The organism is Streptomyces melanogenes, assembly GCF_014649795.1.
GTDB classification, from domain to species: domain Bacteria; phylum Actinomycetota; class Actinomycetes; order Streptomycetales; family Streptomycetaceae; genus Streptomyces; species Streptomyces noboritoensis.
Genome location: NZ_BMTS01000004.1, coordinates 254,982 through 277,132 on the forward strand (window position 1 = coordinate 254,982; position 22,151 = coordinate 277,132).

A 22,151-nucleotide genomic window follows, 5' to 3' on the forward strand; every position below is an offset into this window, starting at 1 on the left:
GGTCTGTCACATGTGCAAGAACGAACGAGAAGAGAGACGTTCATGACCACAGTGCTCGGAACCTCCGTGGACATCCCCACGCAGGACGGCACCGCCGACGCCTATCTCGTCCACCCCGACGACAACGCCCCGCACCCCGCGGTCCTGTTCTACATGGACGCCTTCGGCATCCGCCCCCACCTCAAGGGGATGGCCGACCGGATCGCCGCGGCCGGTTACACCGTCCTGGTCCCCAACGTGCTCTACCGCGTGGGGCGGGCGCCGATCGTCGAGCTGCCCGACTTCATCGACCCGCAGCAGCGGCCCGACCTCTTCGAGATCCTCGGCCCGCACATATTCGCCCTCACCCCCGAGCTGGTCGTGCGCGACGCCGACGCGTATCTGCGCTGGCTCGCCGACTCCCCGCTGGTCACGGACGGGCCGGTGGGCGTCACCGGCTACTGCATGGGCGCGGGCCTGGCCCTGCGCACCGCCGGATCCTTCCCCGAGCGGGTCGCGGCGGCGGCCGGGTTCCACGGCGGCCGCATGGCGACCGACGCCCCCGACAGCCCGCACCTGCTCGCCGACCGCATCACCGCGGAGCTGTACTTCGGCCACGCCGACCAGGACCCCGGCATGCCCGCCGAGCAGATCGACCGCCTGAACAAGGCCCTCTCGGCGGCCGGGGTGCGCCACGAGGCCGAGGTCTACGAAGGCGCCCAGCACGGCTTCACCCAGGCCGACACCGCCGCGTACGACGCGGCCGGCGACGCTCGCCACTGGGAGGCCCTGCTCGCCCTGCTGAACCGCGCCCTCTGACCGCGCGTGCACAAGGGAAGAGGCCCGCATCCCAAAGGATGCGGGCCTCTTCGCACAGTAGCGGGGACAGGATTTGAACCTGCGACCTCTGGGTTATGAGCCCAGCGAGCTACCGAGCTGCTCCACCCCGCGTCGGTGAACACAACTGTACGGCACTGTGCGCCTCCCCTTGACCAGCCGTCCCCTCCACCCCACCCCGCGAACCCGCAGGAGCCACACCATGGACGCCCAGGCGCCCGTCGAACCCATCAGCCCGGCACGGTTGCAGGCACTCAGCGACGGCATCATCGCGATCGCCGCCACCTTGCTGATCCTCGAAGTGAAACCGCCGGGCGCGGAGGAGCGCGTGTGGTCCGCGCTGTGGCACGAGTGGCCGTCGCTGGCGGCCTACGCGGTCACCTTCCTGATCATCGGGATCGCCTGGGTGCACCACCACAACCTCTTCCACCAGGTACGCAGGGTGGACCGGCCACTGCTGTTCCTCAACATAGGCATGCTGGCCACGGTGTCCTTCCTCCCGCTGCCGACCGCGACGCTCGGCAACCACCTGCGCGGCGACGACGCCGGCCCCGCAGCGGTGTTCTACACCCTGTCGATGCTGCTGGCCTCACTGTGGTTCACGCTGCTCTGGCACCACCTGTGCCGTCGGCCGGAGCTGCTGCACACCGGGGCGCGGGAGCACGCGCGCAACGCCCGCAGACACTCGCTGCTGGGCCCCGTGGGCTACGCGGTGGCCGCGCTGATCGCCCTGTTCAGCCCGGTGGGCGCACTGGCGGTCAGCGCGGCGCTGGTCGTGTACTTCATCGTGGGGCGCCGCGCCCCCGCCGCACGCACCCACCTCGCGCGCGGAGCGTGAGTCGGCGGCGGAAATCCCTGAGGAAACCGCCCGGGGCGGCCGCCGGGACAACCGGCAGACCGCCCCGCGCGGGGCTCAGCTCGCGTACAGCTGGGTCGTCGGGACCACCTGCTGGTCCTGGCCCGGGCTGGACCACAGGAGTTTCATGTGCGCCTCGCCGGTCTGCTCCGCGTACTCGATCCTGATCGTGTGGCGTTTGCCCGCGGTGAGGCCGACGGCGGCCTTGTCGACGCGCGGGCCGTGCGGCGACCAGGAGTCGATCACCAGCCTGCCGTCGATCCAGACGCGCGCCATGTCGTCCGAGACGGTCGTGAGGGTGTACGTCTCGGAGCGGCGCGGCTCGATCGTGCCGGTCCACCGGATGCTGAACCAGTCCGCCGGGACCGCCGGGTCGGGCGAACCGGCGAACCTCCAGGCGTGGTTCACGGCGGGGTCGGTGCGGGTGACCTTCGGGGTGCCGGTGAGGTAACCGTTGTCGAAGATCTCTTCCTTGAGTCCGTGGCCGGTTCCGGCGGGGGTGGTGGGACCGGGGTTCACGGTCAGTTCGACGACCGTGGCAACGGCGTTGGTCGCGGCGCCCGACGGCCTGATGTCGAACCCGTCACCGGCCTTGGTGACCCGCACCTGCTGCCCGCTGCCCAGCACCCGCGCCGCCTTCACATCGAAGGCCGTACGCGCCTTCAGATGCAGGGCCGCGCCGCCGGACGGCCACTGGGTGACCGCCGCGTACAGCTTGTCGCCCTTGCGGCTGACCGACCCCCAGGCGGGCTCGTCGACCAGGCCGCCGTAGCGGGCGCCGTAGACGGCCTCGCCCTGCCCCGAGGTGCGCAGCCAGTCGCCCATCTGCCGCAGCCGGTCGACGGAGGGCTGCGGGATGCGGCCGCGGGCGTCGGGACCGACGTTCAGGAGGTAGTTGCCGCTGCGCGAGGTGGTGGCGAGGAGGTTGCGTACCAGCGTCGTACCGGACTTCCAGTTCTGGTCGTAACGGGCGTACCCCCAGTGGTCGTTCAGCGTCATGCACGACTCCCACAGCTGGCCGTCGACCGGCGCGGCGGGGATCTCCTGCTCGGGGGTGCCGTAGTCGCCGTCCACGACGCGGCGCTTGCCGACCCGGTTGTTGACGACGAGGTCGGGGCTGAGGCCGTGCAGATAGGACTCCAGACGCTCGCCGTCCCGCTCGGACCACGGGTTGTGGGGGTTCTCGGTCGACCACTCGCCGTCGAACCACAGCAGATCGGGGTGGTAGCCGTCGACGAGCTCCTTGAGCTGGGCGTACATGCGCTGCTCGTACTTGGGGAAGGTCGTCGGGCTCGCGAAGTCCGGGTCGTGCCAGTCCCAGATCGAGTAATAGAACCCGAGCTTGATGCCCGCCGCCGTGGTGGCTTGCTTGAGCTCGGCGAGGATGTCGCGGTTCTTGTCGAAGGCCGAATGGTCGCGAAGGTTCCAGGAGTTGACCTTGGTGGGCCACATCGCATAGCCCTCGTGGTGCTTGGAGGTGACGACGATGTAGCGCATCCCGGCGTCCTTGGCCGCCTTGACCACGGCCTTGGCGTCGAAGTCGGCGGGGTTGAAGGTCGCGGCCTGCTTCTCGTACGCGTCCATGGGGATGCCGCACTCCCGCTTGATCCATTCGGCGTTGCGGCAGACGCTGCCGTCGGGGCGGCGGTACTCGCCCTCCCAGTTCGAGTACGACCCGAAGTGGATGAACATCCCGAAGCGGTCCTCGCGGAACCAGTTGGTGCGGTCGGAGGTGAACGGGTCGTCGGTGGCGTAGTCCGTACCGGGGCCCGCGACCTGGGCGGGTGGGGCGACGGCGGGTGGGTCCGCCGCGCTCGCGGCAGCGGCGGGAGCCATCGAGGCTCCCAGGGCGGAGGCGAGGAACACGGCGAGCCCGGCGACTGTGCGCCCGGTGCGACTGAGTGCGGTGTGCATGGGGCGACTCCCTGGTGTGAGGGTTCGCCCGGGAACGTAGGGACGAATACATCGGATGTCAATGCGCCCAGCACTCTTGATTCGCGGGGGAGTTGGTCCACTCCACGCGTAATCGACGGCAAGTGGTCCGATGACTACGGGTTTGATTGACTGAGAGCATGAGCGATCTCTTCGTCAAGATCTGCGGTCTGCGGACCGAGCGCGCTGTGGACGCGGCCGTCGAGGCCGGGGCCGACGCGGTGGGCTTCGTCTTCGCGGCCAGCCCGCGCACGGTGGACGCCGAAACGGCCCGACGGCTGGCCCTGCGGGTGCCGGAGCACGTCCTCACGGTCGGTGTGTTCCGGGGCCAGCCGGTGGACGAGGTCCGGCGTCTTACGGAGGAGAGCGGCATCCGCGCCGTGCAGCTCCACGGCGACGAGGGGCCGGAGTACTACACGGCCCTGCGCGCGCCGGGCCGCACCCTGATCCGGGCCACCGCCGCCACCGAGGTCCCGGTCCGCCGCGGCGAGCTGGACGAGGACATGCTGCTGCTGGACGCCCCCGACCCGGGCTCGGGCAAGCCGTGGAACTGGGCCTCGCCCGGCTTCACCGCCCCCGAGGGCCGCTGGCTGCTGGCGGGCGGACTGCACCCGGACAACGTCCGCCGGGCCGTCGAGGCCACCGGCGCGTGGGGCGTGGACGTCTCCAGCGGTGTGGAGAGCGAACGCGGGGTGAAGTCGGAGCAGCTGATCCGGGCCTTCGTGGCGGCGGCGCGGAAGTAGGCGGCCTCAGCGGTAGGCGGCCCTATTGGATGATCCCCTTGAGGGGATCACCGAAGGGGAGCGCGTCGAGTACCCAGACGTCGGCGGGGGCGCTCATCAGTCCCGCCACCTTCGCACGGGTCCGCGCGAAGGTGGGTCCGGCGGAGTGGACCGCGAGGTCCTCGTCGGTGGTCCAGCGTTCGACGACGAAGATCGACGTCTGGTCGGTGTGCAGGGCGAACAGCTCGCACCCCGGCTCCTGGTGGACCAGGGGGACGGCCTCAGCGTAGACGTCCAACACCTCTTGCAGACGACCGGGTTCGGGGTGGACACGCGCGATGACTACGGGCATGGGGCCGACCTTATCGCGGTGTTCCTGGACTGGCCGGGGCCCGGTGGTCCGGGAGCCCGCCGCGCGGGGCCGGACTGCCCGGCCCGCTCCGCTGTGGCCCTGAACCAGGCCCCGGCGGCACCTCACGACCCCGCCCGGATGCGAAGAGGCGGGGGAAGGGGTGATCCTGGGGTGCGGGGGCTGTTCTAGGAGGACAAGACATGTCCGTGATGGACAAGCTCAAGCAAATGCTCAAGGGGCACGAGGACCAGGCGGGCCAGGGTATCGACCGCGCCGGTGACTTCGTCGACGAGAAGACCCAGGGCAAGTACAGCAGCCAGGTCGACACGGCCCAGGAGAAGCTCAAGGAGCAGTTGGGATCGGACCGCACCCAGGAGCAGCGCGGGGAAGGCCCGCCCATGTGAACCACTTAGGCGTACGGGCGCCGGCCCCGGCACTTGCCGGGGCCGACGGCCCGTTGCTCAAGCGCCCGCCGCGGCCTCCCGGCATACGGGGCAGCGGTCCTTCGCGTCCCACGTGGCCCATCCGAAGGCCGCGGGCGTGAGGGACTGGCCTTCCAACTCCGCGCGCACGGCGACCCGGTAGGCCCACACCGCCGCGATGTAGGGGTGGTACGCCTCGTGGAAGGCGGCCGACTCCGCCCCGGCGCCGGTCGCCACCGCCCTGCGCAGCGCGCGCAGTTGCTCGAACATGCCCTGCCCGGCACCGGCGACGCCCGCGCTGGCCTCGATGAACAACCGCTCGCGCACCTCCTGGATGCCGCCCTCACGCAGCGCCGCCCGGGTGGCCGCCTCCAGGTCGGACTCCTCACCGGGGCTTTGCGCGAGGTGACGCAACCGCGTGAAGCACGCCTCGGCGGCGGTGATGAACTCCAGATACACCGCCCGCCGCCGCGCCCCGCCCCCGCGCTGGTCCTCCCGACGATGACGCAGGTAGTCGGCCAGCACGGTCCCGGAAATCGCGATCGAGCCACCGCTGAAGGTCGCGACGAGCGTGCCCCAGTCCACCTTTGCGTTCCCCCAGAGTTCATGCCGTCGGATGCGGAACCTACGCGGCTCAGCCCCCGATGGCCGCCTGATACTGCTCCGCCGTCAGCAGCTCGTCCGTCGGCTCGCCCTGGGCCGGGGTGAGTTTGAAGAGCCAGATGCCGTACGGGTCCGTGTTGACCGACTGCGGGGTGGCGACGGCGTCCGCGTTGGTGGCGACGATCTCGCCCGCCAACGGGGCGTAGATGTCGTTCGCCGCCTTCACCGATTCGACCGTGCCCACGGCCTCCTTACGGGAGACGGTCTTTCCGGCGTCGGGGAGTTCCAGGAACTCGATGTCTCCCAGGGCCTGTCGTGCGTAGTCGGTGAGGCCCACCGCGAGCACGCCGTCGCCCTCGTCTCGGACCCACTGGTGGAACAGGGTGTAGCGCAGGTCGGTGGGGATGTTCGACATGCTCGGGCTCCATTCGGCACACGCGGCACACGTACGTACCGTCCACGGCGGACGATCACGAGGAAATCTTCCCTGTGCGGCGGCCGGTTGGAGATGGTTTTTGGACAGCGGGAAGGTGTGAGGAAGCACACCGTCACAGGTTGCGGGCGATGGTGCTGATGACCTCGTCCAGGGCGATCTCCTTGAGCCCGGTGCCCGCCACCGAGGGCACGAACAGGGTCTTGTCCCAGGTCTCCGCGATGTCGCGCCACGGTTGCTGCTCCGGCGCGAAGATCAGCAGTCGCTTGGCGGACTGGTCCATCAGGGCGCCGTCCAGGCCCTCGCGGCCCCATTGGTCGTGGAGTTCGTCGAGGGTGCGTGGGTAGACGTCGTAGTCCGAGGGGGAGGCGGATGTCGCGGCCTTGCGGCGCGATGACCACCACGGCGGCCGGTCCGAGGGGGACTTGGCGGCGCGTCGGCGAGGAGTGTGTTTGCCCAGGGGGTGGGCCGGTGCGTCGGTGAACAGGACGACGATGTGCCGTCGGTCGTCGGTCTCCGCCGACCACGGTGAGCGGACCGCCAGGGCGAGTGCCTCCAGGCCCGACTCGGGGACGTCGCCCCCGCCGGTCGCCCTCAGTCCCGCGATGAACTCCGCGAACTCCGCGTCCTGTTCGGGCAGGTCCAGGAACGCCGTGCGTTCGATCGCGTGGTTGCGGTCCGCCCCGAAGTCGCGGAAGGCGATCACCCGTAACCGCATGCGGCCGACGGCCATCCCGCGCCGGGCCATCACGGTCTTCAGCCGCCCGTGGAAGGACAGCGCTCCTTCCTTCACCTGGTTCAGCACCGGGGCCATACTGCCCGTCACGTCGACGCAGAGCACGATGTCCACGGCCCAGCCGTCTGTCACCGGAGCGTCCGGCATCGCCCCACCCCCGCCGCCGAGTCGCCCGCGCCGCTGTGCGCGGACATCAGGTTCAAAGGGTGTGGGAGGAGGCGGTGGTTTGGGAAGGGTGTGTGCCGGAACAGGGTGGTGTCCGGCACGGAGCCGCTCCGTACCGGACACCACCTCATCGTGCGCGCTGGGCTCAGCAGGCTCCCAGGTCCTGCCAGACACCCCACTGACCGGTGGTGCCGGGCTCCTCGCCCTGCGTCCACCACTTGGCCTTCCAGTTGTGGCCCTTGTGCGACACCTGCGTCCCGCCGGTGTAGACGGAGGTGGCGTTCCACGGGGTGGCCGTGCACTGGTGGCCGCTGCCGCCGGTGATGGTCAGGGTGTACGTGGCCGAGTGGTCGGCGGAGGCGTTGGAGCCGGTCACCGTGAGGGTGTACGTGCCCGAGACGGCCGCCGACGTCGTCGACACCGTCAGGGTGGACGAGCCGCCCGCCGTCACCGAGGTGGGGCTGAGCGAGGCGGTGACACCGGCCGGGGCGCCGCTGACGGTGAGGTTGACGGACTGCGCCTGACCTGCGGTGACCGCCGTCTTGACCGTGGTGGTGGCCGAACTTCCCGCCGCCACCGAGCCGCTGTCGGGCGAGGCCGCCACCGAGAAGTCATTGGCGGGAGCGGTGGTACCGGAGGTGAACGGCTCGAAGATGTGGCTGAAGTCCCAGGTGTTCTGCTGGATGCCGGAGCAGTTGTCCGCGGCCGCACCGCCGGGGCAACTGCCGTTGTCGCGCTGGAGCGCCCAGAACGACAGGGTGTTGATGCCCTTGGAGACGGCCCAGTTGTACACCTGGGTGGCGTTGGCCAGCGTGAACGTCTCGGCGGGCCCGAAGTCGTCGACGCCCGGCATCTCGGTGACCCCGATCATGCCCCACAGCTGGGCCGAGGTCTTGCCGGGGTAGAGCTGGGCGAGCTGGTTGTACAGCCCCTGGGCCGCCGTCTGGGTGTCGTTGGCCATGTTGTGGCTGGCGTTGTCGTAGTAGTCGAACGTCATGATGTTGGCGACGTCGACGCGCGCCCCGTTGCTCACCGCGTTGCGGAGCACGGCGAGGCCGCTGGCGGCGAGACCCGAGGTGGTGGTGGGCAGGGTGTACGAGATCTCGACCTTGCGGCCGTTGGCCGCCGCCCAGTCCTGGACCTGCTTGATCGCCTTGTTGCGCCGGTCGATTCCGGCGCTGTTGTCCAGCGAGTCGACCTCGATGTCCATGTCGAGCCGGGACAGGTCGTAGGTCGTGATGACCTTCTCGTACGCGGCGGCGATCTGGCCGACGTCCGTGCAACTGTCGGCGATCTCGGTGCCGGTGGTGTCGGCGGTGTAGCCACCGAAGGACGGGATGACGTCCCCGCCGCGCGACTGGATGGTCTTGATGTCGCTGCCGAAGGTGGAGGCGGCGATCGGCATCCCGCTGTCGCCGTTCCAGTACGGCGTGCAGGAGCCCTTGGACGCCGTCTGGATGAACGCCATGGTCAGGTGCTTCGCGCCGGACTGGGCGGCCAGCGCGGCGGGGCTCTCGCCGGTCCAGGCCTCGAAGTAGGGGGCGAAGACATGGGCCGGCAGAGGGGTCGCGGCCTGGGCGGAGCCGCCGCCGAGCACGGCGAGGCCCGCCGTGGCCACGGCGGTGACGGTCGCGGTCAGGACCGCGCGGAGGGTACGCATGCGTCTCATGTCCGTCCAAGGTGTGAGGGGTGCGTCCGCCAATTCCCGTGGGACACAGCGGTGTTGGGTATGGGATATCTCCGTGATCAGAGACATGTCAATGGACTGGACCAAAACAGGACTAGACCAATTTCGGGCAAGGGTGGCTACGGCGTCGGTCACCGGGGATGCGGCGCACTGGACCACTCGCCGGGGAATTCCGCGGGGCGGGGAGGCGGGCACCCGGGACTCCGTCACCCGTACGGCCCATGCCGTTCGCAGCCCCCCGGCGCCGTGGGTATGTTCGGACCGTCGCTCGTTCACCGCCACCCGCCGCCCAAGGAGAAGCGCACATGGCCGGTCTCGTACGGAAGAGTTTCGATGCGCCGGAGGAGGTCCGTCCGTTCGAGGACGGCAAGGGGCGCCTGGAGCTGGTCAACGTGGGCGGGGGACAGGTGGGCCGGGCGACGTTCGAGCCGGGCTGGAAGTGGTCCGAACACGTCAAGCCGATCGCCCAGACCGACAGTTGCCTGGTCGCCCACGCGGGCTATGTCGTCTCCGGCCGGATGAAGGTCGTCATGAACGACGGCCAGGAAGAGGACTTCGGCCCCGGCGACTACATGAACATCGCGCCCGGTCACGACGCCTGGGTCCTCGGCGGCGACCCGTGCGTCGTCGTCGACTGGATGGGATTCGCGGACTACGCGAAGAGGTAGCCGCGCCCCGCACCCGCATACGCACCGCGCCCCCTCCACCAAGAGGGGGCGCGGTGCGTCTCGGCCGCTGCGCGAACGGCCGGTTTCCGTCGGTCGGTTACGCCGTGGCCTCGCGGCGGAACAGGGCGGTCCACAGGAACGGCTCGCCGAAGCGCGGTGAGTCCGGCGGCTCGTTGCGCATCCGGCGCAGCTCGACCTCCGCGAGGTCGGAGAAGATCCAGCGCAGGGACTCCGGGGTGTAGGCGAGGCCGCCGTGCAGGCCGTTCTGGCGGTAGAAGTCGCCGTCGGGGAGTTCGGAGCCCATCTCGCCCGACGCGAAACAGGTGAGGGCGAGATGGCCCCCGGGCGCCAGCGCCCGGTCGAGCAGGTCGAGGTAGCTGATGCGGCGGTGCGGCGGCAGATGGTGGAAGCAGCCGGAGTCGTAGATCAGGTCGTACGGCCCGGCCAGCACCGTATCGGCCAGCGTGAACGCGTCGCCCCGGTGGAACCGGATGTCGGCCCCCGCCTCCTTGGCGCGCTCCTCGGCCCAGTCGATGGCTCCGGGGGAGAGGTCGACGGCGTCCACCTCGAAGCCCAGCGAGGCGAGGTGGAGCGCGTTGCGGCCCGGCCCGCAGCCCAGGTCGAGCGCCCGGCCCGGCGCGATCAGCCCACGGTCGAGGTAGCTGACGAGGTTCTCGTCCGGCTTCGCCACGAAGAACGGCACCGGTTTGGTGTGGTCCGCGTAGAACTCGTCCCACCAGGTCGCCGCACCGATCGTCCACCGGTCGGCCTCGGGCGCGAACAGGCCGTCCATGAGCTTCAGTACGTCGTCGATGGTGCGGATGTTCCGGTCCATCCGGTCCCCCTTTCCCTGTCCCGTGATCGTAGGGAGGGCAGGAAGGAAAGACCAGATCAGGCGGGGTGCGGGGAGGTCGTGAGCGGCCGCGTGAGGGCCCTGGGTGATCATGGAAAGGGTCCCACGCGTGGGCGGGGGCGCGGAGTTGTTCAGGGTCCCGTCCAGGGCCGCCCCGGGGGAAGTGTCGAGGGGGTCGGGCGGGGTTTCTCAAAAGGGCACCAGGGCGGCGGCCCGGTGGCGGACTCCAGTCGCGAGTTCGTCACCGCGGCCCGCCGCGCCCGGCGGAATCAGCCGGTCAGCGGCCGGGACTTGCGCCCCGACACCTCGTCTATCTCGATGTGAGCCTTCTGCAGCAGCTGGGACGCGAGGTCCATCAGGACCCGCGAGCCCGCGATCTCTTCGCCGACCCGCAGCTGCTCGGGGTCCGAGGGGTGGCGCATCGCGTAGCCGTGCCCCTTCACCTCGGTGCCGTCACCGAGTCTGACCAGGCCCACCGCGCTGGTGCGGTCCCCGACCTCGGAGAACTCCAGCTCCACATGCCACCCGACGAGTGTGGTCATGACGGATCACCTCCAGGGCTCGCCCTTCCTACCTCCAGGGTCCCTCGGCGGCACCCCGGCCGCGAGACGGAGACGGAGTGCGGCGGCCGCCGGGCGTTCCTACTCTGGATGCCAGACCCCGGAGGACGCGATGACCGCCCAGCCCGACCCGCATCTGGCCATGATCCGCGACGTGGAGCCCCGGACCCCGCAGGGCTGCGAGGACTGTCTGCGCCTGGGCTCCCCCTGGGTCCACCTGCGGCTCTGCCTCAGCTGCGGCCACGTCGGCTGCTGCGACTCGTCCCCGCTGCGCCACGCCCGCGCGCACGCCGCGAGCGAGGAGCACCCCATCGTGCGCTCCTTCGAACCCGGCGAGGACTGGCGCTGGTGCTTCGTCCACGACGCCCTGGTCTGAGACCGCGGGCGCGGGTCGCCCACCATCCCACCATCCGGGCAACGTGGCGCGCCATACCCAAGGTTGGGGATACCGGGCGCCGCTCCCGTGGTTCGACCATGGACGGGAATCACGGCGACGGGGGACGACAGTGGACCACGGACTCAGATCGGTACGGCACGGGGGAGACGGCGGCGCGGTGGGGCGCGGCGTGCTGGAGGGGGCGTTCTCGCTGTTGGAGGCGCTGGCGCGGGTGGAGGAAGGGGGACTGAGCGAGCTGGCGGCGCATGCGGGGCTGCCCAAGACGACCGTGCACCGCATGCTGGACCAGCTCGTGGCGCTGGACGCGGTGCAGCGCCGGTCGGGCCGGTACCGCATGGGACCGGCGATCGTCCGCCTCGGCCGGGCCTGGAGCCCCGACCGGCCGCTGCACACGGCCGCCGTGGGGCCGCTGCGGCACCTCGCCGCGGCCACCCGCGCCAGCGTCAGCGTGTCGGTGCCCGGCACCGGAAACCCGCTGGTGGTGGCCGCGCTGCCCGGCGAGGTGGACGACGTCTTCCCGCTGCGGGCCGGTGCGGTCCTGCCGCCCGGGAGCGCCGCCGAGGTGGTGCTGGCGGCGGCCGGACCGGTGAGGGAGCCACCCGAGGGCCACGGCGACGGGTCCTGGCAGCGCCGGATCGAGGTGGCGCGCGAGCAGGGAACGGCCACCGACCACTACGAGGCCGACGTACTGGTGGCCTGTCTGGCGGCGCCCGTCCGCGCCCCGTCGGGAAAGGTCGTCGCCGCGCTCGCGGTCTCCGTCCTCGACCGCCGCAGGCTCGCCACCGCGGGCGAACCACTGCGCCGCGCGGCCCGCATGATCGGCGCGAACCTGGCACGTATGCCGCAGGCGTGGCAGCTCTGAGGGACGGGCTCCGCCGCCGAAAAACATCCGGGCCCGGCCCCGGACCGTGCTTCCATGACGCGGTGAAGAGCGAGAGAAGCGAACCGCGACGCCCAGTCCCGTACGTCCGCATGCGCAGGGATAGCGACCTGGACGCGTGCGTCCACGCGCTCGCCGCCGTCCACGAGCGCGACGGCTATCCGGTGAACTGGCCCGACCGCCCCGCCGACTGGCTGGCGCAGCCGTCGCTCCTCTCCGCCTGGGTGGCGGAGCTGGACGGCCGGGTCGCCGGTCACATCGGTCTGTCGCTCAGCGGTACGGGGGATGTGGCACCCGGTCTGTGGAGCGCCCGCGCCGGGGTCGGCCCCGACGCGACCGCCGTGGTCAGCCGGCTGTTCGTCGCCCCCGGGGCGCGCGGGCACGGGATCGGCCGACTGCTGATGGCCCGGGCGGTGGCCGAGGCCCGGGCCCGAGGTCTGCATCCGGTGCTCGACGTGGTGGCCTCGGACACCGCGGCGACCGCGCTGTACGAACGGCTCGGCTGGGAGCTGCTGGCCGAGGTCGAGCAGAAGTGGGGACCCCGGCAGACCGTGGCCGTCCGCTGCTACGCGGCGGGCGGCTGACGGCGCCGGAGCCCCGCCCGGGCTCAGCCCGCCGCGTGCGTCTCGCGCAGGAAGTCGACGAGTATGCCGTTGACCTCGTCGGGGCGCTCCAGGTTGGGGAGGTGGCCCGCCCAGGGGAGTTCGAGGTGGCGGGCGTCGGCCAGCACACCGGTGAGGTGCACGGCGATCTGCCGGAAGTCCGCGAAGTCGTGGTCGCCGGAGACGAGCAGGGTGGGGGCCTTGATCGCGGACAGGTCGGGCTCGACCTTGATCTGGCCGAACTCCTCCTCGGCGGCGATCTGGACGTCGAAGGCGTTGCGCTGCATCACGCGCACCTGCTCCCGGACCGAGGCATCGGCCTCGGGGCCCACCCAAGCTTCCACGTTGAGGTCGGTCGCCGCGGCGATGTCGCCGGCCTCGATCAGCGCGTCCTCGCGGTCGCCGAACGCGTCGAGTTCGGCGGTGGGCTCGTGCCCGGCCAGCGCGGTGCAGAGCAGTCCCAGCGAGGTGACCCGCCCCGGCCAACGGGCCGCGATCTCCAGCCCGACCCGGCCGCCGCCGGACGACGCGATCACCGCCGCGCGCTCGATGCCGAGCTCGTCCAGCAGGGCGACGACGTCCTCCGCGTTGTTGTACGGACGGTCGGGCATCGGCGACGCGCCGAAGCCGCGGAAGTCGCAGCGCACCACCCGGTAGCCGGCGCCGACGAGCGCCGACACCTGGGGGTCCCACATCCGCCGGTCGCAGACGGTGGAGTGGAGCAGGAGCACTGCGGGGCCGGTTCCGGCCACATCATGGGAAAGATTCACCGCGTCACCGTAGATGATCACACCCGCGCCGTACACCCCAGTTTTCCGGCCCGGGAGTCGGCCGGGTGCGGTGCCTCCGAACCGTCGGCCGCCGTCGGCAGCGTGGCGACGGGCCACCAGAAGTCGTCCCGGATGCCGTCCTCGGTGGCGGTGTCGATCTCCGGCTGTTCGCCGGTAAGGCGTCGAGTCATACGGTCAAGTGTGGTCGGTGGGACGCCAGTTGAGGAGGCGATTTCTAGAACAGTTTTCTACAGATCGCTGCGCTAGGGTTGCCATCATGGCAGACAGCATCCCGATCGGTGCCCCCTGGGGCGCCCCCCGAGCCCGAGGCCCTCGGCACGGGCACGCCACGCACCGGGCGGGGCGCGGTCATGTCGCCTAGGCAGCAGCGCGGTGAGGCCACCGTCGACCGCCTGCTGACGTCCGCCCTGCGGGTGTTCGCCGAGTCCGGCCAGCAGGGATTCACCGTCAGCGCCGTCACCCGCGCCAGCGGGGTCAGCCTCGGCAGCCTCTACCACCACTTCGGCAGCTTCGACGGCCTGGCGGCCGCTCTCTACACCCGGTGCATGGAGCAGCTCTTCGACGAGATGACCGCCGTGCTCACCCGGGCCCGCACCGCCCGCACCGGCATCCGCGCGCTCGTCCAGTGCTATCTGCGCTTCACCGAGGAGCACCCGGACGTCGCGCTCTTCCTGCACGCCTCCGCGTACTCCGGCTATCTCGCCGCCCACGCCGACGAGATCCGCCGGGTCAAGGCGATCAAGCTGGCCGTCATCGCCGCCTGGCTGGGCCCGCGCGTCGAGGCAGGCGAGATCGCGCCCCTCCCCTCGCCCCTGATCGACGTCCTCATCCTCGGGCCCCCGGCCGAAACCGCACGCCGCTGGCTGTCCAGTACGTACGACATCGACCTCGCCCAGGCGTACCGGATCCTGCCCGACCGGGTCTGGCGCTCGCTTCAGCCGGACTGACCGGACGGGACCTGGGCGGGGACCGGAGCGGCGGGGGTCGCCGCCCGGCGCGCGCCCCGGAGCGTCGCGGGCCCCATCGCGTACGAGGCCACCAGGATCATCCCGCCGAGCAGCAGCCAGCCGGGGCTGCCCCAGTCCACCAGGAGCGCGGTCAGCAGCAGCGGGCCCAGGGTGCGGGCGACGGTGACGCCCGTGCCGAACAGGCCCTGGTACTCGCCGATCCGGTCGGCCGGTGCCAGGTCGAAGCCGATCTGCCAGGAGCCCGCCGAGTGCAGCATCTCGGCGACGACCAGGAGCACCGAACCGGCGACGAGCGCCGCTGCGACCACCCAGGGCTCGTCACCCACAGCCGACAGCGCGAAGACCGCGCAGGCCGCCAGCATCACCGCGCCGGAACGGCGCACCGACCGCACGGCGCTCGCGAGTCCCGTGACGCTCCGGGCCGTGCGCACCTGGAAGAGCATCACCGCACCGGTGTTGAGCACGAACAGCGCCGAGACCAGCCAGGCCGGTGCGGCCGTGCGCTGAGTGATCCACAGCGGAATCCCCAGGCTGAGCAGCGGCATCCGCAGGAGCAGCACGGTGTTGAGGAGGGCGACCACGACGTACGGGCGGTCCTTGAGGACCGTCGGGCCACCGCGCCCGCCCGTGGGTGACGGCACGGGGGCGACCCGGGGGAGCCGCGCCAGGAGCAGCGCGCACACCAGGAAGCTCGCCGCGTCCAGGGCGAAGACCGTGAGGTAGGCGCCGGTCGTATCGGAGTGCAGGGCCACACCCCCGAGCGCCGCGCCCACGGCGAGCCCGGCGTTGAGCGTGGCCTGAAGACGTGCCAGGGTCGCCGTCCGCTCGGCCTCGGTCACCAGCCCGGCGAGGAGTGACTGACGGGCCGCCGACAGGCCCGACTGGGCCGTCGCGTAAAGGATGGCGGCCAGCAGGAACGGTACGAAGGAGCGGACGACCAGGAACGACGCCACCGCCGCGCCGGTCGTCAGGGCGAGGAGCACCGCCGTCCCGCGGGGCCCGCGCCGGTCCGCGAGCCGCCCGAGCGGTACGCCCGCGACCGAGCCGACCGCCCACGCGAGCGTCAGCCCCAGGCCGATGCGCGCCGGGGCGAGACCGACGACGCGCGTGAAGTACAGGGCGGAGGTGACGAGGTACGCGCCGTCGCCGACGGAATTGGTCAGTTGGGCCAGCGAGAGAAGGCGCCGAGGGTCTGCGGGGGCCACCGATCTTGTCGTCATGTACGGGACACTATGGCCCCGGTGGCCCTTCCCGCTGGTCCATTTCGCACGGGTGTGAGTGGGCCATTCCTCGCGTGCCGGTGGCGCCCGCGCTTTCGTACCGCCTCGGGGTCGCCGAACATGCGTTCCTCGTAGCGCGCGAGGGCGAGCAGCGCGCCCAGCATCAGGGGCGGGATCAGAACGGCCACGATGACCACGACGACTCCTCACGGGCGAACGGGTCTGTGGGATCGCGTAGCCCCGCAGGCGCGTCGAAAACATCGAACTGGCGAGGGAGGGAGGTAAGGGGTTGAATCTGGTGCAAATCGGCTACACGATGATGACCGACCAGACCGGCCCCCGCGCCCTCGTCTCCGACCTGGTGGCCGCGGAGCGCGCGAACACGTGGTGGGCACCGACGTCTCGGTCTTCGTCGACGCGGTACGCCCGTTCGCCGAGGTCGCCCTCGTCCAGATCGGCGGCGAGCAGCAACTCCCCTTCATCCACTGGGCCGAGGAGAAACTACTGCCCGCCCTGCGCGAGCTGTGACGCCGCCTCGGCCACCGCGCGACGGAGCCAGGTGGCTGTTCGGCCGACTCCCATGCCCCGCTCAGCCCGTGAGGACGCCCGGCAGCGCTAGCGCGCCGAGCAGGGCGGTGCCCGCCAGCAGCCAGGCCACGTAGTCGCCGATGTGGCCGGAGTGGAGGCGGCGCAGCGGCTCCGCCCAGCGGTGCGGTTCGGTGCGCGCCGGGCCGCGTACGGCCGCCCCGGCGAGGCCCGCCGCCAGCACCGCCGAGGCGAGCCCGAGGAGCACCCCCGGCAAGGTCCAGTGCGGTGCGTGGTGCGCCTCCACGCCGAACGCCCGGCCGGTCGCCTCCGCCAGGCCCGGCACCAGACCCGACGCCAGCGACCCGGCGAGCAGTACAGCGGGCACCCCGAGCATGGTCGCGGGCACCCGGCCGAGCCGGCCCTCGGTCTCCGGCTCCTCGTCCTCGCCGCTCGTCTCGTGCGCCGGGTCGCTCGGGGGCGGCTGCCCCAGGCCCAGAAACACCCGGGCGGCCACCCTGAGCACGGCACCCGCGGTGAGGGACGACACGGCGACGAACAGCACGGTGAAGCCGCCGCCCGCCGCCTCCTCCGCGACCGACTTGCCCAGTCCCGTGCCGAACGGCGGCAGCCCCGCCAGAGCCAGCGCCCCCACCGTGAACAGGACGGCGACGACCGGCAACTCCCGGGCGCGGCCGTGCAGTTCGTGCTCGTCGACGCTGCCGTAGCGGTCGAGCAGGATGCCGGTACAGGCGAACAGGGCGGCCTTCGCGCCCGCGTGGCCCAGGACGTACAGCGCCACCCCGCCGCTCGCCTCCGGCCGCAGCAGGCCGACGCCGACGAGGAAGAGCCCGGTGTGGGCGACGGTCGAATAGGCGAGCAGGCGCTTGATGTGGCGCTGCTGCCAGCACATCAGCGCGCCGACCAGCGCGGTCAGCGTGCCGAGCACCACCAGGGCGCGCTCGGCGTCCGGGGCGGGCAGCCCGCCCGGTCCCGCGAAGACCGTGCCGTACACCCGCCAGGTGCCGTACACCCCCAGCTCCACCATCACCCCGGACAGCAGCATGCACACCGGCGTCGGCGCGACCGCGTGCGCGTCGGGCAGCCAGAAGTGGAACGGCGCGGCGGCCGCCTTCACCAGCAGGCCGGTCAGGACGAGGGCGAAGGCGGCCAGGGTCAGCGCGTCCGGCCCGCCGTGCGCGTCCAGGCGCGCCCCGATCTGCCGCATGCCGAGCTCGCCGGTGCGGGCGTAGAGCAGCACGATGCCGGTCAGCGTGGCGTACGCGCCCAGCGAGTTGACCACCCCGAAGGTGAGCGCGCCCTGGACCGCCTTGGCCTCCTCGACGCGGTAGCCGGTCAGCGCGTACGCCACCACGCTCATCAGCTCGAAGAAGACGAAGGCGTTGAAGAGGTCCCCGGTGAGCGCGAAGCCGCACATGCCCGCCTGGAAGAGCAGGACCAGCACGGGGAAGGAGCCCGCGTGGCGGCGCGGCGGCTCGTCGAAGTAGTGCCAGGAGTAGACGAGTACGGCGACGACCAGGACGGACACCAGGGCGGCGAGCCCGGTGCCGGGACCGTCCCCGACCAGGACGATGCCGACACCCGCCCCGTTCTTCGGCCGCCAGCCGCCCACCCACTCCTCGGCGCCGGGCGAGGAGTGGACGAGCAGGACGATCGCGAGGACGGCCGTCGCCGCCGCGGTGCAGGCGCCGACCGACTCGGCGGCGACGCGCGGCAGTCGGCGCCCGGCGGCCACCAGGGCGGCGGCGCCGAGCAGCGGCAGGGCCACGACCAGCGGCAGCAGCTGGTTCATCCGCGCAGCTCGGAGAGCTCGTCGGGATCCACCGTGCCGTGCCGCTTGGCCACCTGCATCACCAGCGCGAGCAGCAGCGCGGTCACCGTCGCCCCGACCACGACGTCGGTGAGGGCGAGCGCCTGCACGACGGGGTCGACGACCGGCCGCGAGCCCGGTGCCAGGTCGGAGTGGACCGGCGCCGTGCCGCCGTCCCGGTAGCCCACGGCGAGCAGCAGGACGTACGTGGAGGACTGGCAGACCGCCAGACAGCCCACCGCGTGGACCAGGTGGCGGCTGGTGGCGATGCCGTAGCAGCCCGCCAGGAAGATCCAGCCCGCGACCAGGTACGGCAGTACGGACATCACCGCGCGCTCGCGCCCCCGTTCATTCCCCTCGGTCGTTCCCGCTTCCGGTGCTCCGCTCGATCTCCACGGCCTGGTCGAGGAAGCGGGCGAGCAGCACCACCACCGCACAGGCCACCTCCATGCCGACGGCCGCGTTGAGGAGCGGTACGGTCCCGCCCGACGCCAGGGTGTTGAACGTGCCGTACGGCAGCAGGGTGTTGGCGAGGAACGCGGAGCCGCCGACGAGTCCCGCGACGCCGAGGATCAGATACGCCGCCTCGCCCGCCGCGTCCCCGACCTCGTACAGGCCGACCGGCCGGATCCGCTCCAGGGCGCGGTAGTCCGCCCCGATGTAGAGCAGGTGCAGCGCGGTCGCCACGACCACGCCGCCCTGGAAGCCGCCGCCGGGGCTCAGCTGCCCGTGTGCGATGACGTAGAGCCCGGTCAGCAGCGCGACCGGCAGCATGACCAGCGCGTAGCGGCGGACGGGGGCGGCGACCCGCTCGGGGGCGGGGCGCACCTGGCGCTCGTCGCGGGTCTGGCGCAGCAGTACGACGGTGCCGAGCACCGCGGCGAACAGGATGGTCTCCTCGCCCAGGGTGTCGAAGGCCCGCTGGTCGAAGTTGACGGACGCGATGGTGTTGGAGGTCCGGCGGGCGAGGGAGGCCTCGACGGCGCGCTCCCCGTACGGGTGGTCGTCGCCGCCGAAGCCCGGCAGCCGCAGTGCGGCGGCCGCGAGCAGCGCGGCCACGCCGAGGCCGCCCACGGCCAGGACCCACATCCGCAGTCGCCGGCTCACCGGCCGCCGTCCTCGCGCTGCCCCCGGCGCCGGACCTTGCGTACGGACAGCAGGATCAGCAGCGGGGTGAGCGCCGAGCCCACCGCGAGCTGGGAGAGGGCCACGTCCGGTGCCTGCAGCACCGTGAACAGGACGGCGAGCGCAAGGCCGAGCACCGCGAGCACCAGCGCCTGGCGGGCCGGGTCACGGACCGCCACCGCCGCGGTCGCCGCCACGGCGACCAGGAGCAGCGCGAGGACGGTGAGCACATCAGCCATGGGAGGTCGCCTCCGCGTTCCGGTAGCCGCCCGAGACCGCCCGGGAGGCGATGACGTTCCCGGCGACCAGGAGCGCCCCGGTCACCAGCAGTTTCACCATGGCCCGGCCCGGTCCCGTGGCCGCGCACACCGCGACGACCACCGCCGTGGTGGCCAGGGCGGCCGCTGCGGTCAGCAGGTTGGTGTGCGGGGGATGCGGGGAGAGGTCGTCGGCGAGCAGCCGTGCGTACACCAAGGTGCCGACCGGGCCGAGCACGGCGAGCACCAGGGCGAGGTCGGTGTACGAGGGCCGTTGGTAGCCCTGCGCGAGCAGCAGCATGACCAGGCAGACGGCCGACGTGCCGAAGTTCTGGGCGACCACCCGGCGCCCCACCGGCCCGGTCGCGACGGCCCACACCACCGGCCCGAACCCCACCGCGAGCAGGACGGTCGCGGTCCACAGCCACCCGTTCACCGCTCGCCCATCGCCCGCCGCGCCCCGCAGGCCGCCAGCGCCCCCAGCAGGGCGCACCCGGCCCCGACGAACCCCTCCAGGGCGTCGACCGTACTGATGAACACGAGCCACGCGGCCATCAGCAGGAGCCACCACGCGAGGAGTTCGGCGGTCACGGCCGCCGCTCGACCCATCCGTACATCACCTCGACAGCTGTCGGGAACCGGTGGGCGCGCCCGGGTCGGACGCGCCCGCGTCGCGGGGAGTGCGCTCATGAAAGCACCGAGGGCAGGCGGGCCGCCGACGGCGCGCGGCGCCACCGCGCCCCGCCTTCTCCGGGCCGGCGGGTACCCGGCGCTCCGCCCGGCAATCCCCCGGACGGCGGGGCCGCCGTTTCGCGAGGCCCGGGAGGGGCACCCGGCTCCACGCCACATCCAGCGCCGGGGCGGGGAACGCCGCAGCCCGTGCGGCCCATGTGGCCGGATGCCCGGCGGTCGGAGATGCTCGATCTAGAGACGGCAGACGGCGGACCGCCGGGGCCGCATCCGCGCGCGGTGCGACGGGAAGGGAGCGCACACCATGCGACACGGTCCTGCGGGCCCCGCGAGAAGGCACCGATCGACCCCGTGGGTGCGCGATGACCTCCGTGGGGCCTGACGCCGACGACGGCCGCGAGCCGGAGCACCCGGCCTCGGCGGGGGTTGTCCGGGACGTGGGCCGCAAGGGCGTGGGCGGCCGGTCGTGGTTCGCCGTCGGTTTCTCGCTGGGCCTGGGAGCGACGCTGGCGTGGCTGACGGTGCAGACCGTCCTGGAGGTCGGCAGCCTGCTCACCCTGCTGCTGCTCGCCGTGTTCCTCGCGCTCGCCCTCGAACCCGTCGTCGTGTGGCTCACCCGCCACCGGTTGCGCCGGGGCTGGGCCGTCGCGGTCGTCCTGGTCCTGCTGCTCGCGCTGTTCGCGGGGTTCCTGGCGCTGGTCGTACCGCCGGCCGCCGACGAGATCAACGCGCTGGTCAAGGCCGTTCCCGGCTGGCTGCGGGACCTGCACGACCACAACTCCGCGCTGGGCCGGTTCGAGGACCGCTACCACCTGGTGGAGAAGGCCAGGCAGCAGTTCTCCTCCGGTGGGGCGGCCGGGCTGGCCGGCGGGCTGCTGGGCGCCGGGAAGTTCGTGGTCGGCGCGATCACCTCGGCCGCCATCGTCATCGTCGTGACGGTGTACGTGATGGCGTTCCTGCCCGGGCTCAAACGGTTCTGCCTGCGCTTCGTGGCGGCCCGCAAACGCCCGCACGCCCAGGAGGTCACCGAGGAGGTCCTCAACCGGGTGGGGCGCTACATGCTCGGCAACGTGGCCACCTCGGTCATCGCCGGTGCGGCCACCTTCGTCTGGTGCGCGGTGACCGGCGTCCCCTACCCGGCGGCGCTCGGCGTCTTCATCGCGCTGATGGACCTCATCCCCATCGTCGGCACCACCATCGGCGGCATCGTCGTCAGCCTGGTGGCCCTGTCGGTGTCCCTGCCGGTCGCCCTGGCCACCGCGGGCTTCTACGTCGGTTTCCGGCTGGCCGAGGACTATCTGATCGTGCCCCGGGTCATGAAGTTCGCCGTCGACGTCCACCCGCTCGTCACGGTCGTGGGCGTACTGATCGGCGGGGCGCTGCTCGGTGTCATCGGCGCCCTGGTCGCCATCCCGGCCGCCGTCGCCATCGGCATCGTCCTGGACGAGCACGTCTTCTCCAGGACGGATACGTCCTGACGCGCCTGCCGTACGAGGGGGAACACCCTCGTACGGCAGGCGCGAGGATCCCGGCTAGATACCGAAGGGCGCCGCGTAACGGACGGTGCCGCCAGGCAGCGGGTGGGCCGGGTCCAGGGCCAGGGCCATCAGGGCCTCGTCCGGGACCTCGATGGTCAGGCCGATCCCGTGCGCGGAGGCGCGGGTGAAGCCGAACCGCGGGTAGTACGCGGGGTGTCCGAGGACGACCGCGAAGCGCTCGCCGAGGCCCGCGGCCGCCTCCAGTGCGGCGCGGACGGCGGCCGAACCGGCCCCGCTCCGCTGGTACTCGGGCAGTACGGCGACGGGAGCCAGGCACAGGGCCGGGGTGTCGCCGATGTGGCAGCGGGTCAGCAGGGCGTGGCCGACGGGGCGGCCGTCCTCGTCGGTGCTGACGAGGGAGAGGCCGTCGATCCAGGCGGGGTCGGCGCGCAGGGCGTCGACGAGGTCGGCCTCCCCGGGAGTCTCGAACGCCGCGAGGTTGACGGCACGGACGGCGGGGATGTCGGCGCCGGTCTCGGCGCGGGTGTTCCAGGGGTTGCGTGTACGCATGACGGGATGAGG

Annotated in this window: 28 protein-coding genes, 1 tRNA gene and 1 pseudogene; 11 read left to right on the forward strand and 19 right to left on the reverse strand. The window is 72.1% G+C overall.

Annotation, left to right across the window (positions count from 1 at the left end; all coding sequences use genetic code 11):
* Positions 1-42: 42 nt before the first annotated feature.
* Complete coding sequence (locus IE252_RS11155) at positions 43-798, forward strand: dienelactone hydrolase family protein (protein ID WP_190089193.1); 756 nt, start codon at positions 43-45, stop codon at positions 796-798.
* A gap of 58 nt (positions 799-856) precedes the next feature.
* Here the strand turns inward: IE252_RS11155 and IE252_RS11160 are convergent.
* Positions 857-930: transfer RNA gene (locus tag IE252_RS11160), tRNA-Met, on the reverse strand.
* An 88-nt stretch (positions 931-1,018) separates the two neighbouring features.
* Between IE252_RS11160 and IE252_RS11165 the strand changes: the two genes are divergently transcribed.
* A complete protein-coding gene (locus IE252_RS11165) occupies positions 1,019-1,654 on the forward strand; it encodes a TMEM175 family protein (RefSeq protein WP_190089194.1) in 636 nt (211 codons plus the stop codon).
* Between the two features lie 75 nt (positions 1,655-1,729).
* Here IE252_RS11165 and IE252_RS11170 read toward each other — a convergent pair whose 3' ends face one another.
* The gene (locus IE252_RS11170; protein WP_190089195.1) at positions 1,730-3,586 is read right to left on the reverse strand and encodes an alpha-L-fucosidase; all 1,857 of its coding nucleotides are present in this window, start codon (positions 3,584-3,586) and stop codon (positions 1,730-1,732) included.
* Between the two features lie 158 nt (positions 3,587-3,744).
* Between IE252_RS11170 and IE252_RS11175 the strand changes: the two genes are divergently transcribed.
* The gene (locus IE252_RS11175; RefSeq protein ID WP_190089196.1) at positions 3,745-4,347 is read left to right on the forward strand and encodes a phosphoribosylanthranilate isomerase; all 603 of its coding nucleotides are present in this window, start codon (positions 3,745-3,747) and stop codon (positions 4,345-4,347) included.
* Positions 4,348-4,369: 22 nt separating this feature from the next.
* On the opposite strand, the gene IE252_RS11180 is transcribed toward IE252_RS11175, so the two are convergent.
* On the reverse strand, positions 4,370-4,678 hold the full coding sequence (locus tag IE252_RS11180) for a putative quinol monooxygenase (RefSeq protein ID WP_190089197.1): 309 nt from the start codon (positions 4,676-4,678) through the stop codon (positions 4,370-4,372).
* Between the two features lie 200 nt (positions 4,679-4,878).
* Between IE252_RS11180 and IE252_RS11185 the strand changes: the two genes are divergently transcribed.
* A complete protein-coding gene (locus IE252_RS11185; protein WP_190089198.1) occupies positions 4,879-5,082 on the forward strand; it encodes an antitoxin in 204 nt (67 codons plus the stop codon).
* Between the two features lie 57 nt (positions 5,083-5,139).
* On the opposite strand, the gene IE252_RS11190 is transcribed toward IE252_RS11185, so the two are convergent.
* From IE252_RS11190 to IE252_RS11205, 4 genes are all read right to left on the reverse strand, one after another.
* Positions 5,140-5,685: a CchlQ gene (locus IE252_RS11190; RefSeq protein ID WP_190089199.1), complete on the reverse strand. Its 546-nt coding sequence runs from the start codon at positions 5,683-5,685 to the stop codon at positions 5,140-5,142.
* Between the two features lie 49 nt (positions 5,686-5,734).
* On the reverse strand, positions 5,735-6,118 hold the full coding sequence (gene gcvH, locus IE252_RS11195) for a glycine cleavage system protein GcvH (RefSeq protein ID WP_190089200.1): 384 nt from the start codon (positions 6,116-6,118) through the stop codon (positions 5,735-5,737).
* Positions 6,119-6,251: 133 nt separating this feature from the next.
* Complete coding sequence (locus tag IE252_RS11200; RefSeq protein WP_190089201.1) at positions 6,252-7,019, reverse strand: vWA domain-containing protein; 768 nt, start codon at positions 7,017-7,019, stop codon at positions 6,252-6,254.
* A gap of 163 nt (positions 7,020-7,182) precedes the next feature.
* Complete coding sequence (locus tag IE252_RS11205) at positions 7,183-8,706, reverse strand: chitinase (RefSeq protein ID WP_190089202.1); 1,524 nt, start codon at positions 8,704-8,706, stop codon at positions 7,183-7,185.
* A 323-nt stretch (positions 8,707-9,029) separates the two neighbouring features.
* On the opposite strand from IE252_RS11205, the gene IE252_RS11210 reads away from it, so the two are divergent.
* Positions 9,030-9,392, forward strand: a complete 363-nt coding sequence (locus tag IE252_RS11210; RefSeq protein ID WP_190089203.1) for a cupin domain-containing protein — start codon at positions 9,030-9,032, stop codon at positions 9,390-9,392.
* 97 nt (positions 9,393-9,489) lie between these two features.
* On the opposite strand, the gene IE252_RS11215 is transcribed toward IE252_RS11210, so the two are convergent.
* A complete protein-coding gene (locus IE252_RS11215) occupies positions 9,490-10,227 on the reverse strand; it encodes a class I SAM-dependent methyltransferase (protein ID WP_190089204.1) in 738 nt (245 codons plus the stop codon).
* Between the two features lie 287 nt (positions 10,228-10,514).
* Positions 10,515-10,787, reverse strand: coding sequence for a DUF1876 domain-containing protein (locus IE252_RS11220; RefSeq protein WP_190089205.1), 273 nt, complete (start codon positions 10,785-10,787; stop codon positions 10,515-10,517).
* Positions 10,788-10,917: 130 nt separating this feature from the next.
* On the opposite strand from IE252_RS11220, the gene IE252_RS11225 reads away from it, so the two are divergent.
* The 3 genes from IE252_RS11225 to IE252_RS11235 all read left to right on the forward strand — a co-directional run bounded on the left by IE252_RS11225 (position 10,918) and on the right by IE252_RS11235 (position 12,666).
* Positions 10,918-11,181, forward strand: a complete 264-nt coding sequence (locus IE252_RS11225) for a UBP-type zinc finger domain-containing protein (protein ID WP_190089206.1) — start codon at positions 10,918-10,920, stop codon at positions 11,179-11,181.
* A 130-nt stretch (positions 11,182-11,311) separates the two neighbouring features.
* Positions 11,312-12,064 (forward strand): IclR family transcriptional regulator, encoded by a 753-nt coding sequence (locus IE252_RS11230; RefSeq protein ID WP_190089207.1) that lies wholly within the window; start codon positions 11,312-11,314, stop codon positions 12,062-12,064.
* A gap of 110 nt (positions 12,065-12,174) precedes the next feature.
* Positions 12,175-12,666 (forward strand): GNAT family N-acetyltransferase, encoded by a 492-nt coding sequence (locus tag IE252_RS11235; protein ID WP_190089208.1) that lies wholly within the window; start codon positions 12,175-12,177, stop codon positions 12,664-12,666.
* A gap of 23 nt (positions 12,667-12,689) precedes the next feature.
* Here IE252_RS11235 and IE252_RS11240 read toward each other — a convergent pair whose 3' ends face one another.
* Both IE252_RS11240 and IE252_RS11245 read right to left on the reverse strand, forming a co-directional pair.
* A complete protein-coding gene (locus IE252_RS11240; RefSeq protein ID WP_190089209.1) occupies positions 12,690-13,454 on the reverse strand; it encodes an alpha/beta fold hydrolase in 765 nt (254 codons plus the stop codon).
* Positions 13,455-13,471: 17 nt separating this feature from the next.
* Positions 13,472-13,645 (reverse strand): hypothetical protein, encoded by a 174-nt coding sequence (locus IE252_RS11245; RefSeq protein ID WP_190089210.1) that lies wholly within the window; start codon positions 13,643-13,645, stop codon positions 13,472-13,474.
* Between the two features lie 180 nt (positions 13,646-13,825).
* Between IE252_RS11245 and IE252_RS11250 the strand changes: the two genes are divergently transcribed.
* Entirely contained in the window at positions 13,826-14,422 is a 597-nt protein-coding gene (locus tag IE252_RS11250; protein WP_190089211.1) for a TetR/AcrR family transcriptional regulator, read from the forward strand.
* Here IE252_RS11250 and IE252_RS11255 read toward each other — a convergent pair.
* Positions 14,410-15,663, reverse strand: coding sequence for an MFS transporter (locus tag IE252_RS11255; RefSeq protein ID WP_190089212.1), 1,254 nt, complete (start codon positions 15,661-15,663; stop codon positions 14,410-14,412). The genes IE252_RS11250 and IE252_RS11255 overlap by 13 nt on opposite strands.
* A gap of 390 nt (positions 15,664-16,053) precedes the next feature.
* Here IE252_RS11255 and IE252_RS11260 point away from each other — a divergent pair.
* Positions 16,054-16,191 (forward strand): annotated as a pseudogene (locus tag IE252_RS11260) (LLM class F420-dependent oxidoreductase); the annotation flags it as partial.
* Between the two features lie 61 nt (positions 16,192-16,252).
* On the opposite strand, the gene IE252_RS11265 reads toward IE252_RS11260, so the two are convergent.
* The 6 genes from IE252_RS11265 to IE252_RS11290 are packed head-to-tail and all read right to left on the reverse strand — an operon-like array spanning position 16,253 to position 20,010.
* On the reverse strand, positions 16,253-18,001 hold the full coding sequence (locus tag IE252_RS11265) for a complex I subunit 5 family protein (protein ID WP_190089213.1): 1,749 nt from the start codon (positions 17,999-18,001) through the stop codon (positions 16,253-16,255).
* Complete coding sequence (locus IE252_RS11270) at positions 17,998-18,345, reverse strand: sodium:proton antiporter (protein ID WP_190089214.1); 348 nt, start codon at positions 18,343-18,345, stop codon at positions 17,998-18,000. The genes IE252_RS11265 and IE252_RS11270 overlap by 4 nt, the downstream gene beginning before the upstream one ends.
* Positions 18,346-18,367: 22 nt before the next feature.
* On the reverse strand, positions 18,368-19,126 hold the full coding sequence (locus tag IE252_RS11275) for an MnhB domain-containing protein (protein ID WP_190089215.1): 759 nt from the start codon (positions 19,124-19,126) through the stop codon (positions 18,368-18,370).
* Positions 19,123-19,383: a Na(+)/H(+) antiporter subunit B gene (locus tag IE252_RS11280; protein WP_190089216.1), complete on the reverse strand. Its 261-nt coding sequence runs from the start codon at positions 19,381-19,383 to the stop codon at positions 19,123-19,125. Before IE252_RS11280 ends, IE252_RS11275 begins: the two co-directional genes overlap by 4 nt.
* Positions 19,376-19,837: an MrpF/PhaF family protein gene (locus tag IE252_RS11285; protein WP_190089217.1), complete on the reverse strand. Its 462-nt coding sequence runs from the start codon at positions 19,835-19,837 to the stop codon at positions 19,376-19,378. The genes IE252_RS11280 and IE252_RS11285 overlap by 8 nt, the downstream gene beginning before the upstream one ends.
* Positions 19,834-20,010 carry a hypothetical protein gene (locus IE252_RS11290; RefSeq protein ID WP_190089218.1) on the reverse strand — a complete coding sequence of 59 codons (177 nt, stop codon included), beginning with the start codon at positions 20,008-20,010 and terminating at the stop codon, positions 19,834-19,836. The genes IE252_RS11285 and IE252_RS11290 overlap by 4 nt, the downstream gene beginning before the upstream one ends.
* Positions 20,011-20,453: 443 nt before the next feature.
* Here IE252_RS11290 and IE252_RS11295 point away from each other — a divergent pair, with 443 nt between their 5' ends.
* Complete coding sequence (locus tag IE252_RS11295) at positions 20,454-21,569, forward strand: AI-2E family transporter (protein WP_190089219.1); 1,116 nt, start codon at positions 20,454-20,456, stop codon at positions 21,567-21,569.
* Between the two features lie 54 nt (positions 21,570-21,623).
* Here the strand turns inward: IE252_RS11295 and IE252_RS11300 are convergent, their stop codons facing one another.
* Positions 21,624-22,139 carry a GNAT family N-acetyltransferase gene (locus tag IE252_RS11300; RefSeq protein WP_190089220.1) on the reverse strand — a complete coding sequence of 172 codons (516 nt, stop codon included), beginning with the start codon at positions 22,137-22,139 and terminating at the stop codon, positions 21,624-21,626.
* Positions 22,140-22,151: the final 12 nt, after the last annotated feature.

Coding starts and splice junctions, on each gene's coding strand:
- IE252_RS11235 (WP_190089208.1), top strand. CDS start 12,175: ATGCGCAGGGATAGCGACCTGGACGCGTGCGTCCACGCGCTCGCCGCC.
- IE252_RS11225 (WP_190089206.1), top strand. CDS start 10,918: ATGACCGCCCAGCCCGACCCGCATCTGGCCATGATCCGCGACGTGGAG.
- IE252_RS11245 (WP_190089210.1), bottom strand. CDS start 13,645: ATGACTCGACGCCTTACCGGCGAACAGCCGGAGATCGACACCGCCACC.
- IE252_RS11165 (WP_190089194.1), top strand. CDS start 1,019: ATGGACGCCCAGGCGCCCGTCGAACCCATCAGCCCGGCACGGTTGCAG.
- IE252_RS11205 (WP_190089202.1), bottom strand. CDS start 8,706: ATGAGACGCATGCGTACCCTCCGCGCGGTCCTGACCGCGACCGTCACC.
- IE252_RS11180 (WP_190089197.1), bottom strand. CDS start 4,678: ATGCCCGTAGTCATCGCGCGTGTCCACCCCGAACCCGGTCGTCTGCAA.
- IE252_RS11270 (WP_190089214.1), bottom strand. CDS start 18,345: ATGTCCGTACTGCCGTACCTGGTCGCGGGCTGGATCTTCCTGGCGGGC.
- IE252_RS11185 (WP_190089198.1), top strand. CDS start 4,879: ATGTCCGTGATGGACAAGCTCAAGCAAATGCTCAAGGGGCACGAGGAC.
- IE252_RS11290 (WP_190089218.1), bottom strand. CDS start 20,010: ATGGGTCGAGCGGCGGCCGTGACCGCCGAACTCCTCGCGTGGTGGCTC.
- IE252_RS11170 (WP_190089195.1), bottom strand. CDS start 3,586: ATGCACACCGCACTCAGTCGCACCGGGCGCACAGTCGCCGGGCTCGCC.
- IE252_RS11200 (WP_190089201.1), bottom strand. CDS start 7,019: ATGCCGGACGCTCCGGTGACAGACGGCTGGGCCGTGGACATCGTGCTC.
- IE252_RS11265 (WP_190089213.1), bottom strand. CDS start 18,001: ATGAACCAGCTGCTGCCGCTGGTCGTGGCCCTGCCGCTGCTCGGCGCC.
- IE252_RS11295 (WP_190089219.1), top strand. CDS start 20,454: ATGACCTCCGTGGGGCCTGACGCCGACGACGGCCGCGAGCCGGAGCAC.
- IE252_RS11220 (WP_190089205.1), bottom strand. CDS start 10,787: ATGACCACACTCGTCGGGTGGCATGTGGAGCTGGAGTTCTCCGAGGTC.
- IE252_RS11175 (WP_190089196.1), top strand. CDS start 3,745: ATGAGCGATCTCTTCGTCAAGATCTGCGGTCTGCGGACCGAGCGCGCT.
- IE252_RS11300 (WP_190089220.1), bottom strand. CDS start 22,139: ATGCGTACACGCAACCCCTGGAACACCCGCGCCGAGACCGGCGCCGAC.
- gcvH (WP_190089200.1), bottom strand. CDS start 6,118: ATGTCGAACATCCCCACCGACCTGCGCTACACCCTGTTCCACCAGTGG.
- IE252_RS11250 (WP_190089211.1), top strand. CDS start 13,826: ATGTCGCCTAGGCAGCAGCGCGGTGAGGCCACCGTCGACCGCCTGCTG.
- IE252_RS11255 (WP_190089212.1), bottom strand. CDS start 15,663: ATGACGACAAGATCGGTGGCCCCCGCAGACCCTCGGCGCCTTCTCTCG.
- IE252_RS11215 (WP_190089204.1), bottom strand. CDS start 10,227: ATGGACCGGAACATCCGCACCATCGACGACGTACTGAAGCTCATGGAC.
- IE252_RS11210 (WP_190089203.1), top strand. CDS start 9,030: ATGGCCGGTCTCGTACGGAAGAGTTTCGATGCGCCGGAGGAGGTCCGT.
- IE252_RS11280 (WP_190089216.1), bottom strand. CDS start 19,383: ATGGCTGATGTGCTCACCGTCCTCGCGCTGCTCCTGGTCGCCGTGGCG.
- IE252_RS11155 (WP_190089193.1), top strand. CDS start 43: ATGACCACAGTGCTCGGAACCTCCGTGGACATCCCCACGCAGGACGGC.